Source organism: Streptosporangium sp. NPDC050855, assembly GCF_044456585.1.
In the GTDB taxonomy this organism is placed as follows: domain Bacteria; phylum Actinomycetota; class Actinomycetes; order Streptosporangiales; family Streptosporangiaceae; genus Streptosporangium; species Streptosporangium longisporum.
Window position 1 is genome coordinate 275,207 of sequence record NZ_JBITFY010000011.1, and the last position, 12,437, is coordinate 287,643.

Here is a 12,437-nt window from a genome sequence, read left to right on the forward strand (position 1 = left end):
GAGCGAAGAGGACCCACGATGGACGACCTGACGGAGATGCTGAAGGGCACGCTCGAGGGCTGCGTACTGGAGATCATCGGCAACGAGGAGACCTACGGGTACGCCATCACGCGCCGGCTGAACGAACTCGGCTTCGCCGACGTCGTCGAGGGGACGGTGTACACCATCCTGCTGCGGCTGGAGAGGAACGGGCTCGTCCAGGTGACGAAACGACCGTCCGAGCTGGGCCCGCCGCGCAAGTTCTACGTGCTCAACGACGCGGGACGCGACAAGCTCGCGACGTTCTGGGCGAAATGGGAGTACATCACATCGCGGCTCGAGAAGCTGAGGGAGGGCGGGAGATGAACGTCTGGGAGACCATCACGGGCGGCGATCTCACCAGGGAGTGGAGGGCGTTCGAGGCCCGGGCCCAGGCGTTGCCGGCCGGCCACCGGGCGGCGTGGGAGGAGATCAAGGGTCATCTCTCCCCCTACGCGGACTTCACCGGCCGGAACCTGACGCCGATCCTCGACAACGCCCTGGGGCTGCTCGAGGAGACCGCGGCCGACGGGCAGAGCGCCCACGAGGTGCTGGGTGACGACATCGAGGGCTTCTGCGCGGCGCTGGCCGGCGAGGAAAGGGGCCGGGGCCATCGCGACCGGTGGCGCGAGCAGCTGAACAGGAACGTGGCGAGGAAACTGGACCGGCTGGGAGGCTGACGTGGGCATCCAGGACATCATCGAGGGCAAGAGACGGTGGCGGGTGCACACGGCGCGGGTCAGGGCGCTCCCGCCGGACTACCGGATCGTCTACACGGAGATCCAGAGGTACCTCTTCAAGGTCGGGCCGGTCGACCTGCCCGACGGGCCCCTGCTGCCGGGGATCGTCGACTTCTTCGAGGAGGGCGTCGCGGCCGGCACGGGGGTCCGGGAACTCCTCGGCGACGACGTCGCCGCCTTCTGCGACGACCTGATCAAGGACTCGCGCACCTACGCGGACGTCTACCAGGAGTCCGCCCGCGGGAGACCCGGCACGGCCGGGACGTGACACCCGGGCACCCGCGGGCGAGGCACCGGCGGGCGCCCGGGGTGCCGCAGCCCGATCACGCACGCGGTGTTCATCGGCGCGGCCCGTCGCGACCCGTCACGACGCGACCCGTCATGACCCGTCATGACGCGGCCGGACACGACGCGACCGGTCACGACGCGACCCGTCACGACGCGGCCGGGGGCGCGGCGTTCCCCTTGCGGGGGGCGGCGGAGCGGGGCGGCCGGGCGCGCATGTGGTCGCGTACCCGGGTCATGATGTCGCCGAGGTGGTGCAGGTCGTCGTCGGTCAGGGGGTCGAACAGCAGCCGGCGGGTGACCTGGACGTGGCCGGGCAGGACGCGGTCGACGAGCGCCCGGCCGTCGTCGGTGACGGCGACCACGGTGGCCCGCTCGTCGTCGGGGCTGGGACCGCGGGTGATGAGACCGGCCTTCTCCAGAAGGCCGGCCTGGTAGGTCAGGCCGCTGCGGCTGTAGACGACGCCGTCGGCCAGCTCGGTCATGGTCAGCGGCCCCTGGGCGTGGGCGAGGCGGGCCAGCAGCTGGAACTGGACATAGGTGATGCCGCCCTCGGCGCGCAGCTGTTGTTCGACCTGGTACTGGAGCAGGCTGACGGCCTCCATGAGCACGAAGTAGGCACCCAGCTGGGCGGGGTCGAGCGGCTGGGCGCCCTCGGTGTCGGGACGGCTGTCGGTCATGCCCTCACGGTACATGTTGCGAATTCAAAGCGTTGCGACAGCGCCGCCCCCGGCGCGCCCGCGTCGCCCCTCCGGGGCCGTGTCACCCCAGGCGGGCGACGCGCGCACCCGCGCGGATCGTAGTAGCGTCGGAGCCGGTCCGCCTGAGCGGCGACGTCGTTCCGGTCCTGTTCCATCGTGCGTGAAGTCGGAGGTGATCACGGTGCATCCGGTCTTGTGACAGCCCCAGCCCGGGGCGTCACGGAGCCGAAAGGTGACCGTATGAGCAAGACCGACAAGACCCGGCCCTGGTGGGTGCGGATGGCGGACACACCGATGGTGACCTGCCTGCCCGTTCACGACCACCGGTTCGGGCCCTGCACGCTGCCCGAGGAGATCACCGCCGACAGCGCGTCCCTGAGCCACCGCACGAGCGGATGTCACTGGAGCGCCACCACCTACGCCTACCACCTGTTCGGCTACGGCCACGGGGGCCGGGAGTGGTACCACCTTCGTCGCGAGGAGCGCCGCCGCGACCGTCACCGGGCCCGCCGTGAGCTCCGGGAACTCCGCGAGCTCCGGGAACTCCGCGAGCTCCGGGAACTCCGCGAGCTCCGGGAACTCCGCGAGCTCCGCGAGCTGCGCGCCCGCCGGGACCGGGAGTGAGGGAACCGCTCAGCCGCGCAGCAGCACGTTGAGCCGCGCGGCCTGCCGCACGAGGTGGTCGCGTTCGGGGAGGTTGGGCGCCGACCGGGCGGCCTCGGCGTAGAGCCGCGCCGCGGTGACCGGGTCGCCGTCACGCTCGTGCAGGTACGCGGCGACGGCGGCATGGCGGGGCAGGGCCGGGTCGAGCCGCGCCAGCGCGGCCAGGCCGGCCCGCGGGCCGTCCGCCTCGCCGACCGCGACGGCCCGGTTGAGCCGGGCCACCGGGCTGCCGGTGAGGCGCACCAGTTCGTCGTACCACTCGACGATCTGCACCCAGTCGGTCTCCCCGGCCGTCCGGGCGTCGGCGTGGAGCGCGGCGATGGCCGCCTGGGCCTGGAACTCGCCCAGGCGGTCGCGGGCGAGGGCCGCCTGGAGCACGTCGACGCCCTCGGTGATCAGGCGGGTGTCCCACAGGCCACGGTCCTGCTCGGCGAGCGGCACAAGCCTGCCGTCGGGGCCGGTCCGCGCCGGGCGCCGGGCGTGGTGGAGCAGCATGAGCGCGAGCAGGCCCGCGACCTCCTCGTGGTCGATCCCGGCGGCCAGCCGGCGGGTGAGCCGGATCGCCTCACCGGCGAGGTCGACGTCACCGGAGTAGCCCTCGTTGAAGACCAGGTAGAGCACCCGCAGCACGGTGGCGACGTCACCTGGCCGGTCGAACCGGACACCCGAGACGGTCCGCTTGGCCCTGCTGATCCGCTGGGCCATGGTCGTCTCCGGCACGAGGTAGGCCTGCGCGATCTGACGCGTGGTCAGGCCGCCGACCGCGCGCAGCGTGAGCGCGACGGCCGAGGCCGGTGTCAGGGACGGGTGCGCGCACAGGAAGTACAGCCGGAGCGTGTCGTCGGCCGCCTCGCCCGGACCGGGAGCGGGCTCGGCCTCGACGCGCACCTCGCGGTGCCGCCGGGAGGCGTCCGCCCGGACGGCGTCGAGGAACTTGCGCCAGGCCACGGTGACCAGCCAGCCCTTGGGATCCCGCGGCGGGTCGCCCGGCCACACCCGCACGGCCTCGACCAGGGCGTCCTGCACGGCGTCCTCGGCCGACGCGAAGTCGGCCCCGCGACGGACGAGGACGCCGATCACGGTGGGGGTGAGGGCCCGCAGCAACCTCTCGTCCACCGGTCCGTCACTCCGTGATGGTCGGAAGCTCGGTCAGGAACGGGCGTACCTCCAGCCACTCGTGGATCGGCCTCCCGCCCGCCCCGGGAGCCGCGGACAGCTCGGCGGCCAGTTCGAGCGCCCGCCCGTGGCTCTCGACGTCGATCACCATCCAGCCGGCGATCAGGTCCTTGGTCTCCGCGAACGGGCCGTCGGTGACCGGCGGGCGCCCCTCTCCGTCGTAGCGGACGAACGTGCCCTCCGGGGAGAGCGCCTGGCCGTCGACGAACTCACCGGTGCTCTCGAGCCGGGCGGCGAACTCCTGCATGTACCGTACGTGGGCCGAGACCTCCTCCGGCGTCCACCGGTCCATCGGCACGTCGTTGACCGGCGCCGGCGCGCCGCGGTAGTGCTTGAGCAGCAGGTACTTCGCCATCGTGTTCTCCTCGGTGCGGTACGGCTCCATTGTGGCCGTGTCCGCCCCGGGGACGGAGCCGCGGACGGGTTCTCGACATCCCGCCGGGACTTTTTTCCCGTGGATCGCGAAGATCCCGCGTCCCGCGAGGGCCACGCACGGTCACGGGAGCCGCTCGGCGTCCGGCCGCGGTCCGACGCCGGCCGGATCCGGCGGAGCACCGGCCCGGACGGGTCAGGGCCGGTCACGGTGAAGGCGGCCGTTCGCCGCCGATGTCGGCCAGGCCGATGTCGCCCTCGGGCAGCGGCCGGATGTCCGGGCCGGCGCGCAGGCCGTCGAGCATGAGCGCCAGGTAGCGGTCCACGCTGCGCTGGGTGAGCTCGGCACGCAGGCCGGGGAGCGGCCGCAGCAGCAGGGCCATCATCAGCGTCAGGTCCCCGGCGTCCACGTCGTGGCGCAGGTCGCCGTCGGTCTGGGCGCGGCGGACGAGCCGGTCGAGGATCTTCAGCAGGGTCCGGCGCAGCCGCTGTTCCTCGGGGTCGGCGCGGATCCGTTCCCAGGTGCCGGCGAACCAGATCGACAGCCAGGTGGCCAGCCGCAGTTCGGTGGAGGCCCGGCGGACGAAGCGCGACAGCGCCCGCCAGGCGTCCGGCTCCTCGTCCTCGGCGTCGCGGGCGATGGCGACCACGCGGTGGAAGCCGTCCAGCGCGACCCCGCGCACCAGCGCCTCGCGGTCGGGAAAGCGGCGGTAGAGGGTGGCGGTCCCGACACCGGCGCGGCGGGCCACCTCCTCCATGGGCACCTCGGGGCCGCGCTCGGCGATGAGCACGCGGGCGGCCTCGATGATCTGCTCGCGGTTGTGCCTGGCGTCGGCCCGGAGTGCGCGGCCGGGGTCCTCGTTCGTCACTCCAGCAGTATACGGATGAAAATTCTCCGCTTACACTGAATAAGTGGTGGATCTTCTTTCACTTAGGAGGCAGAGATGAGCGTAGAGATGACCATCGACCCGATACTCCGCAGGATCGGATACTGCGGGCCCGTGACCGCCGACCCGGAGACGCTGGTCGCCCTGCACCGCTCCTGGCGGCGGGCCGTGCCGTACGAGAACCTCGACATCCAGCTCGGCAGGCCGATCAGTCTCGAACCGGATGCGCTGTTCGACAAGCTCGTGCGGCGGCGACGCGGCGGCTACTGCTACGAGCAGAACGCCGGCCTGGCCATGCTGCTGCGCCTGGCCGGCTTCCAGGTGACGATGGTGGAGGCCGGCGTCCTGCGCGCGACCCGGGGCGAGGCGATGTGGGGCAACCACAACGCGCTGCTGGTCGACCTCGGTGATCGTCGCTGGCTGGCCGACGCGGGCATCGGGGACGGCTTCGTCGAGCCGCTGCCGTTGCGCGAAGGGCCGCACACCCAGGGCGACCTGACGTACCGGATGGAGCGGCTCGACCCGGACACCTGGCGCTTCCACCACCACCCCGGCGGGACGATCGCCTCCTACGACCTCCGGCTCTCACCGCGCGAGACCACCGACTTCGCCGACCGCTGCCGGGAACTGTCCACCTCCGCCGGGTCGGCGTACGTCACCACGCTCATGGCCGCCCGGCCGGTCGGCGGCCACACGCTGGTCCTGCTGTCGCGCACGCTGCGACGGCTGGGCGCCGGTGACAGGACGTCCCGGACGATCGGGGACGCGGACGACTTCGCCAGAACGCTCTCCACGGACTTCCTCGTCCCGCTCGACGACCTCGGCCCGGACGGCGTCGCCCGGCTCTGGCACAGGACGGGCACCCAGGACGACCTGTGGCGCGCACGCGCCGACGCCCCCTAGCGTGTTCCATGAGCGGGTCGGAGTCATTCGTCGATCGCGGTGATGTCGCAGGTGGCCTGGTGGCGGACGGCCAGGCCGCGGTTTCGTTCGAGTCGGCCGCCACCGCGTCTCGCTGTCCGTCCATGACCGACGCATGCTGCTGTGGGCCGGCCGGTCGCGGCCGTCGGCCGGCCCACGGCACTCCCGGAGCACGCGTCAGGTGGCATCCCGCCGGTCCAGCCACTTCAGGATCGCCTGGTTTGTTTCTTCCGGCTTTTCCTGCTGGATCCAGTGACCGCAATCCAGGCTGACCACTTCCGCGTGGGGCACGAAATCCGTCAGCGTTTCGGACTTCTGGACCGTGTCCCGGTCGCCATAGATCATGAGCGTGGGCTGCCGGATGATCGGGTTCACGTCCGCCAGCAAGCGCCAGTTGCGGTCGAGGTTCCTGTACCAGTTGACACTGCCCGTGAACCCCGACGATTCGAAGGCGGAGACGAGAACGGCCAGTTCGCCGTCGCTCATCACGGGCTCACCGAGTGGTGTCTCCGCCCTGGCGAGATCGATCAACGCCATACCCGGCCGAGGCTCCGCGGGGGGCTGGTTCTTCCGGTACAGGTTGCGGAGGAACCGGAACGTGTTCTCTTCGAACACGGCGTCCGCGACGCCTGGCCGTCGATTGAAGTGGACGAAGTAGAAGTCGCCGCCGAGCACATCTTCCATGGATTCGATCCAGGGCTTTTCCCCGCGCTCGAGGTAGGGCAGGCTCAGGTTGATCACCTTGTTCACACGGTTCGGATGCAACAGGGTCAGCCCCCAGACGACGGCCGCGCCCCAGTCATGACCGACGAAGGTGGCGTCTTCGTATCCGTAGTGATCGAGAAGCGCGGTGAGATCACCGGACAGGTGCTCGATGTCGTAGTCCGTCACTTCGGTCGGACGCGACGATTTTCCGTAACCTCGCTGGTTCGGGACGATGACGTGGTAGCCCGCTGCGGCAAGGGCGGGCATCTGATGACGCCAGGAAAAGGCGTGCTCCGGCCAGCCGTGACAGAGCACGATGGGTTTTCCCGCGTTCTGCCGTCCGGCTTCGAAGACTTCGAGTTCCACACCGTTGACCGGGACAAGGGTGGGCTCGGGAAAATCGGCTGGATCGAACATTGCATTTCCTCTTCATCTTTTCGGGGTGGTCAGGAGGCGAAGGCGCCCGGGGACGGCGTCGGCGCCCTCGGGGAGACCGAGGGTCGACACGGCCGTGGGTGGCGGGACTCGCCGGTGAGGTCGTGTCGCCATCTTGCCGACCGAAACCGGTCACCTCATGACCGGTTTCATGTGAAAGTGTCGTCGGCGTGCGAACCGACCGGCTGGTGGCCGTCCTCCTCCTGCTGCAACGACGCGAGCAGGTGACAGCGGCAGAGATCTCCCGGGAGCTGGAGGTCTCCGAGCGCACCGCCCGCCGCGACCTCGACGCCCTGGCCATGGCCGGGGTGCCCGTGTACTCCGTGCAGGGCCGAGGCGGCGGCTGGCGCCTGGTGGGCGGCGCCCGCACCGACCTGTCCGGGTTGACCGCGAGTGAGGCCCGCGCCCTGTTCCTGGTCGCCGGCCAGGCGTCGGCTGCGACGCCGGCCGTGAAAGCGGCTCTGCGCAAGCTCGTCCATGCCCTGCCGGAGCCCTTCCGGGTGCAGGCCGAGGCGGCGGCGTCGTCATTGGTCATGGACCCGCAACGATGGGGATCGAGCCGGGTCGAGCGCCGGCCACCTCGCTTCCTCGACGAACTCCAGGACGCGGTGATCCGCGGCGTCCAGGTGCGGCTCGGCTACGTCGACCGCGGAGGCACCGAGACCGAGAGAACCGTCCACCCGCTGGGCATCGTCGCCAAGGGTCCGTCGTGGTACCTCGTCTCCGACACCGAGGCCGGCCGGCGGACCTTCCGGATCGACCGCGTGTCGTCCGTCGACCCGACCGACGATCCCGTGCACCGGCCCGAGGACTTCGACCTCGCCGGGAGCTGGCGCGAGATCGCCGACGAGGTCGACCGCAGACGAACACCGTTGGTGGTCCAGGCGGTCTGCGTTCCCCACGGGATCGGCATACTCCGGATGGGGCTCGGCGAGCGGCTCGAGGTGGGAGGTTCCACGCCCGACGGCCGCATCGAGGTCGTGATCCGCGGCCACGACGAGTACACGCTCGCCGGCGAGCTCGCCGGGCTGGTCGAATGGCTCGAGGTGACCGGCCCTCCGGGTGTGCGGGACCACCTGGCCTCGATCGGCGACGCGCTCGTCGAGCGATACGGCTGAGACCGGCACGAGCGCTTGTCGGCCGGTCCGCCCGCGAGCTCGGGAAGCACGGGACGACGTCCGGGAACGGTCACCGCGTGGCCCGGCATGACGGGTGGCAGGATTCGCCGTATGGACGAAGGCGGATACTCGCTGCGGGCGGCGACGGCCGGTGACGCGGGCTTTCTCACCGACATGCTCGTGGCCGCCGTGAACTGGGATCCCTCCCGGGAGGCGGTCGGCCGCGACCGCGTCCTCGCGGACCACCGGACCGCTCACTACGTCGAGGGCTGGCCCCGGCCGGGCGATCTCGGAGTGGTCGCCGTCGAGGAGGGCGGGCGACCGGTCGGCGCGGCCTGGCTGCGGCTGTTCGGCCCCGACGACCCCGGCTACGGGTTCGTGTCCGGGGACGTCCCGGAGCTCTCGGTGGGCGTCCTGCCGTCGTGGCGGGGCAGGGGAGTCGGGCGCGCCCTGCTGGGCGAGGTCGCCCGCCGGGCGGCGGAACGCGGTCTCACCCGCATCTGCCTGAGCGTCGAGCGGGCCAACCGCGCGCGCCGCCTGTACGCCGCCGAAGGGTTCACGACCGTCGGATCGGGGCCGGACTCCGACACCATGGTCATGGTCCTCCCCGCAGGATGACACCGGCCGGGCCGCGACGGCGAGCTCGGGACGCCCGCCCCTTCCGGCCGGTGGCCACCGGCCCCTGACGGGTTCCGCCATGTCCCCGCGCCCCGGATCGGCTCTCCGGCGAGGCCGCGGAGGCGCCCGCCGGGCGGAACGGCGGCCCGGATCGGGACGCGGTGCGTTGCCCATATACCCCCCCTAGGTATATTATGGGTGAATCGCCGGGAAGAGGCGCGAGCAGGGAGGCCGCGATGGCTGAGTCGAAGGGGCCCGGTGGTCACACCGGGCACGAGGAGCTTCACGGGCACGACCACGCCGGGCACGCCGGGCATGCGCGGAAGGCCACCTGGGCAGTGGCCGCGTCGGCGACCCTGCACTGCCTGACCGGGTGCGCCATCGGCGAGGTGCTCGGCATGGTGATCGGCACGGCCCTGGGGTGGGCGAACGTGCCCACCATCGTCCTGGCCGTCGTCCTGGCCTTCTTCTTCGGCTACGCCCTCACCCTGGTCGGGCTGCGCAGGGCGGGCGTCGGCTGGCGCAAGGCCCTGCGGCTGGCACTGGCGGCCGACACCCTGTCCATCCTCGTCATGGAGATCGTCGACAACGGGGTGATGATCGCGGTTCCCGGTGCCATGGAGGCGGGCCTGACCTCCGGCCTGTTCTGGGGCGCCCTCGCCTTCGCCCTCCTGGTCGCCTTCCTGGTGACCACACCCGTCAACAAGTGGATCATCGGCCGGGGCAGGGGACACGCGGTCGTCCACGCCTACCACCACTGACGGGCACCCGGCGGGTGCCCGTCGGATCAGCCGTGCGCCCGGCCGGTGGCGGCGCCGAACCACCTCGGCAGGCGTTCGAGCAGGTCCCGCTGGTCCTCACCGGCCCACACCACATGACCGTCCGGCCGCAGCAGCACCGCGGGCACGTCCAGCTCCCCGGCGTCCCCGGCGACATCGGCGTCCCCGGCGACGTCGGCGATGTCGAGGACGTGGTCGACCCGATCCGCCCAGCCCTCCACCGAGAGCCGGCCGGTCCGGTCGAGCAGCAGCCCGCGGCCGGCGTGCATCAGCCCGTACAGGCGCCCCCGCTTCAGCCTCACGTCCCGCATCCGCCGGCCGAGCAGCTCGTGCCCCTCGCCGACGTCGTAGCGGACCCCGATCGCGACGATCTTCTCGATCAGGTGGCGGTTCACGTTCTCGAAGTCCATCAGTTCCGACAGCAGCCGGCGCACCGCCTGCGGTCCCGGCTCGGTGGACAGCAGCGTCATCTGCGCGCGGGTGTTGTCCAGCACGTCGGCGGCCACCGGGTGCCGTTCGGTGTGGTAGCTGTCCAGCAGTCCCTCCGGTGCCCAGCCGGCGACCTCTGCGGCCAGCTTCCAGCCCAGGTTGAAGGCGTCCTGGATGCCGAGGTTGAGTCCCTGCCCGCCGACCGGCGGGTGGACGTGCGCCGCGTCGCCGGCCAGCAGCACCCGGCCGCTCCGGTAGCGCTCGGCCTGCCGGGTGGCGTCACCGAAGCGGGAGAGCCAGCGCGGCGAGTGCGCGCCGAAGTCGGTGCCCGCGCAGGCCCGCAGCCGCCGTTTGAACTCCTCCAGGGTCGGCGGGACCGTACGGTCCTCGGCCACCCCCTCGGAGGGCACGACGACGCGGTACACCCCCTCCCCGAGGGGGCCGGCGCCGAACCGCAGCTGGGTCCTGCGGACCTCCGCGACGATCGCGCCGATCGTCGCCGGATCCTCGGTCATCTCCATCTCGCCCAGCAGTGTCTCGACCCGGGTGGGCTCGCCGGGGAAGCCGACGCCGAGCAGCCTGCGCACCGTGCTGCGGCCGCCGTCGCAGCCGACGAGGTAGCGCGAGCGCAACCGTGTGCCGTCGGCCAGCTCGACGGTCACCCCGTCCTCGTCCTGGCTCAGCCCGGCCAGTTCACGGCCGCGCCGGATCTCGGCGCCGGCCTCGGCCGCGTGCTCGGCCAGCAGCCGATCGGTGACGGTCTGCGGGATGCCGAGGACGTAGCCGTGCGCGGTGTCCAGCCGGTCGGGCGAGGGCTTGGCCAGGCCCGCGAAGAAACCGCCGACCGGGTGCCGCCTGCCGTGCGCGAGGAAACGCTCCAGCAGGCCGCGCTGGTCCATCACCTCGATGCTGCGCACGTGCAGGCCGAGCGCGCGGACGTACCCGGCCGGCTCCGCCTCCTTCTCCAGCACGACCACGTGAACGCCGTGCAGCCGCAGCTCGCCGGCCAGCATCAGGCCGGTCGGCCCGGCACCGGCGATGATCACATCGATCATGAAAGTTCCCCGTTCGAGAAGGTCGCGTTCCGGCCGGTCGCCCCGCGCGGTTCCGCGGTGCGCACACCCAGCACCCGCGCGCCGGGGGTGGCCCATGGATCGGCCGACGAGAGATCACCTACGTCGGGGACCCCGGGTTCGCGCAGGTACCGGCCTCGGCCGACGATTCTGCAGCACGCCCCGGGTCTTGCCGCAAGCCCCCCGGTGCGCTATACGTTGAGAGTGGAGAGGAGTGAGCGACCTCCTCGTCCCCCGCCACCGGCCGGGTCGTTCCCGCCGGGATCCGGCACCGGCCGCCCGCGCACGATCACCGCGCTTCGCCGCGCCCTGCCCGGCATCGTCCAGCTCGCGGAGCTCGCGTCGCGGGCGCAGCGGGCGTCGCCCCCGGACGTAAATACGTTGGCGTCGCGGTCGCCGGGCGGGCTAGCGTTGCTCCCGTCATGGCCGGAAGGGCGCGTCCCGTCCGCGCCCGTGAGCCGACGGATGGGAGACGCGGGATGACCGCTCGGCTCGTCGCCCTCTGCCTCGATGCGAACGACCCGCTCCGTCTCGTCCGTTTCTGGGCCGGGGTCCTGGGCTGGGAGATGATCGACGACCCGCGCGACGGTGTCACGCTCCTGCCGAACGACGACACCGGGTTCCGGATCCGGTGCCTTCCGACGCGGGAGGAGAAGACCGGCCCGAACCGGATGCACTTCGACCTGACGAGCACGTCCCTGGAGGACCAGCGGCGGACGGTGGACAGGGCGCTCGGACTCGGCGCGCGGCACATCGACGTCGGGCAGCTCCCGCAGGAGGGTCATGTGGTGCTCGCCGACCCCGAGGGCAACGAGTTCTGCGTCATCGAGCCGGGCAACGCGTTCCTCGCCGACTGCGGGTTCATCGGAGCGCTCGCGGGCGACGGTTCGCAGGAGGTCGGGTACTTCTGGAGCGAGGCGCTGGGCTGGCCGCTGGTCTGGGACCAGGACCAGGAGACCGCCGTCCGCTCGCCGCACGGCGGCCCGAAGGTCACGTGGGGCGGTCCGCCGGTGGCGCCGAAGACCGGGAGGAACCGGCTGCACTTCGACCTCGCTCCCCCGGCGGACGGTGACCAGCGGGCCGAGGTCGACCGTCTCGTCTCCCTCGGAGCGACCCGGATCGACATCGACCGGCACGAGCCCGGCCAGGTCGCGATGGCCGACCCCGACGGCAACGAGTTCTGCGTGCTGACCCCCCGATAGGGTGCCGGCCCCCGAACAGGGTCACCGAAGGGTCCCCCGGCCGTCCGTCCCGGCCCGGCACCCGCACCACCACGGCTGCGGAGGAGGTGGCGGTGCTTCACCCCCTCGTCACAGAGGGTCGCCGACGAGCCTGCGCGCCATCTTCGCGGCCTCGACCCCGCCGTACTGCGAGCTGCGCCACTTCGGGTGGACCTCACCGCCCGGACGACGGGCGTAGAGGGTCACGCTCCTGCGGGCGACGGCGGGTCGTGCCGGGGTCTTTCGTCGGCTGTTCATGGCTTTTCTCCGGCTTGACGGCGTTTCAGTGATGTAGAT

Annotated in this window: 16 protein-coding genes; 9 read left to right on the forward strand and 7 right to left on the reverse strand. The window is 71.9% G+C overall.

Going from position 1 to position 12,437, the window contains the following annotated elements; all coding sequences use genetic code 11:
* Positions 1-18: 18 nt before the first annotated feature.
* The 3 genes from ACIBCT_RS23295 to ACIBCT_RS23305 are packed head-to-tail and all read left to right on the forward strand — an operon-like array spanning position 19 to position 1,026.
* Positions 19-345 carry a PadR family transcriptional regulator gene (locus ACIBCT_RS23295; protein ID WP_399191748.1) on the forward strand — a complete coding sequence of 109 codons (327 nt, stop codon included), beginning with the start codon at positions 19-21 and terminating at the stop codon, positions 343-345.
* Positions 342-698 (forward strand): DUF1048 domain-containing protein, encoded by a 357-nt coding sequence (locus tag ACIBCT_RS23300; RefSeq protein ID WP_399191750.1) that lies wholly within the window; start codon positions 342-344, stop codon positions 696-698. The genes ACIBCT_RS23295 and ACIBCT_RS23300 overlap by 4 nt, the downstream gene beginning before the upstream one ends.
* Before the next feature lies 1 nt (position 699).
* Positions 700-1,026: a DUF1048 domain-containing protein gene (locus ACIBCT_RS23305; RefSeq protein WP_399191752.1), complete on the forward strand. Its 327-nt coding sequence runs from the start codon at positions 700-702 to the stop codon at positions 1,024-1,026.
* Between the two features lie 166 nt (positions 1,027-1,192).
* On the opposite strand, the gene ACIBCT_RS23310 is transcribed toward ACIBCT_RS23305, so the two are convergent.
* On the reverse strand, positions 1,193-1,723 hold the full coding sequence (locus ACIBCT_RS23310) for a MarR family winged helix-turn-helix transcriptional regulator (protein ID WP_399191754.1): 531 nt from the start codon (positions 1,721-1,723) through the stop codon (positions 1,193-1,195).
* A 261-nt stretch (positions 1,724-1,984) separates the two neighbouring features.
* Here ACIBCT_RS23310 and ACIBCT_RS23315 point away from each other — a divergent pair, with 261 nt between their 5' ends.
* On the forward strand, positions 1,985-2,368 hold the full coding sequence (locus ACIBCT_RS23315; RefSeq protein WP_399191756.1) for a hypothetical protein: 384 nt from the start codon (positions 1,985-1,987) through the stop codon (positions 2,366-2,368).
* Positions 2,369-2,377: 9 nt separating this feature from the next.
* On the opposite strand, the gene ACIBCT_RS23320 is transcribed toward ACIBCT_RS23315, so the two are convergent.
* From ACIBCT_RS23320 to ACIBCT_RS23330, 3 genes are all read right to left on the reverse strand, one after another.
* Positions 2,378-3,523 carry an RNA polymerase sigma factor gene (locus tag ACIBCT_RS23320; protein ID WP_399191758.1) on the reverse strand — a complete coding sequence of 382 codons (1,146 nt, stop codon included), beginning with the start codon at positions 3,521-3,523 and terminating at the stop codon, positions 2,378-2,380.
* A 7-nt stretch (positions 3,524-3,530) separates the two neighbouring features.
* Positions 3,531-3,938, reverse strand: a complete 408-nt coding sequence (locus ACIBCT_RS23325) for a YciI family protein (RefSeq protein WP_344897820.1) — start codon at positions 3,936-3,938, stop codon at positions 3,531-3,533.
* A gap of 223 nt (positions 3,939-4,161) precedes the next feature.
* A complete protein-coding gene (locus tag ACIBCT_RS23330; protein ID WP_399191760.1) occupies positions 4,162-4,824 on the reverse strand; it encodes a TetR/AcrR family transcriptional regulator in 663 nt (220 codons plus the stop codon).
* A 75-nt stretch (positions 4,825-4,899) separates the two neighbouring features.
* Between ACIBCT_RS23330 and ACIBCT_RS23335 the strand changes: the two genes are divergently transcribed.
* Positions 4,900-5,745: an arylamine N-acetyltransferase gene (locus ACIBCT_RS23335; protein ID WP_399191762.1), complete on the forward strand. Its 846-nt coding sequence runs from the start codon at positions 4,900-4,902 to the stop codon at positions 5,743-5,745.
* A gap of 195 nt (positions 5,746-5,940) precedes the next feature.
* Here the strand turns inward: ACIBCT_RS23335 and ACIBCT_RS23340 are convergent, their stop codons facing one another.
* Positions 5,941-6,885: an alpha/beta fold hydrolase gene (locus ACIBCT_RS23340; protein WP_399191764.1), complete on the reverse strand. Its 945-nt coding sequence runs from the start codon at positions 6,883-6,885 to the stop codon at positions 5,941-5,943.
* Between the two features lie 188 nt (positions 6,886-7,073).
* Between ACIBCT_RS23340 and ACIBCT_RS23345 the strand changes: the two genes are divergently transcribed.
* The 3 genes from ACIBCT_RS23345 to ACIBCT_RS23355 all read left to right on the forward strand — a co-directional run bounded on the left by ACIBCT_RS23345 (position 7,074) and on the right by ACIBCT_RS23355 (position 9,400).
* Positions 7,074-8,021: a helix-turn-helix transcriptional regulator gene (locus ACIBCT_RS23345; RefSeq protein ID WP_399191766.1), complete on the forward strand. Its 948-nt coding sequence runs from the start codon at positions 7,074-7,076 to the stop codon at positions 8,019-8,021.
* A 111-nt stretch (positions 8,022-8,132) separates the two neighbouring features.
* A complete protein-coding gene (locus ACIBCT_RS23350; protein WP_399191768.1) occupies positions 8,133-8,639 on the forward strand; it encodes a GNAT family N-acetyltransferase in 507 nt (168 codons plus the stop codon).
* Between the two features lie 236 nt (positions 8,640-8,875).
* The gene (locus ACIBCT_RS23355) at positions 8,876-9,400 is read left to right on the forward strand and encodes a DUF4396 domain-containing protein (protein ID WP_399191770.1); all 525 of its coding nucleotides are present in this window, start codon (positions 8,876-8,878) and stop codon (positions 9,398-9,400) included.
* A 26-nt stretch (positions 9,401-9,426) separates the two neighbouring features.
* Here the strand turns inward: ACIBCT_RS23355 and rox are convergent, their stop codons facing one another.
* Positions 9,427-10,902 carry a rifampin monooxygenase gene (gene rox, locus ACIBCT_RS23360; protein WP_399191772.1) on the reverse strand — a complete coding sequence of 492 codons (1,476 nt, stop codon included), beginning with the start codon at positions 10,900-10,902 and terminating at the stop codon, positions 9,427-9,429.
* A 497-nt stretch (positions 10,903-11,399) separates the two neighbouring features.
* On the opposite strand from rox, the gene ACIBCT_RS23365 reads away from it, so the two are divergent.
* The gene (locus ACIBCT_RS23365) at positions 11,400-12,122 is read left to right on the forward strand and encodes a VOC family protein (RefSeq protein ID WP_399191774.1); all 723 of its coding nucleotides are present in this window, start codon (positions 11,400-11,402) and stop codon (positions 12,120-12,122) included.
* A gap of 108 nt (positions 12,123-12,230) precedes the next feature.
* Here the strand turns inward: ACIBCT_RS23365 and ACIBCT_RS23370 are convergent, their stop codons facing one another.
* Positions 12,231-12,398: a hypothetical protein gene (locus ACIBCT_RS23370; RefSeq protein ID WP_399191776.1), complete on the reverse strand. Its 168-nt coding sequence runs from the start codon at positions 12,396-12,398 to the stop codon at positions 12,231-12,233.
* Between the last annotated feature and the right edge of the window lie 39 nt (positions 12,399-12,437).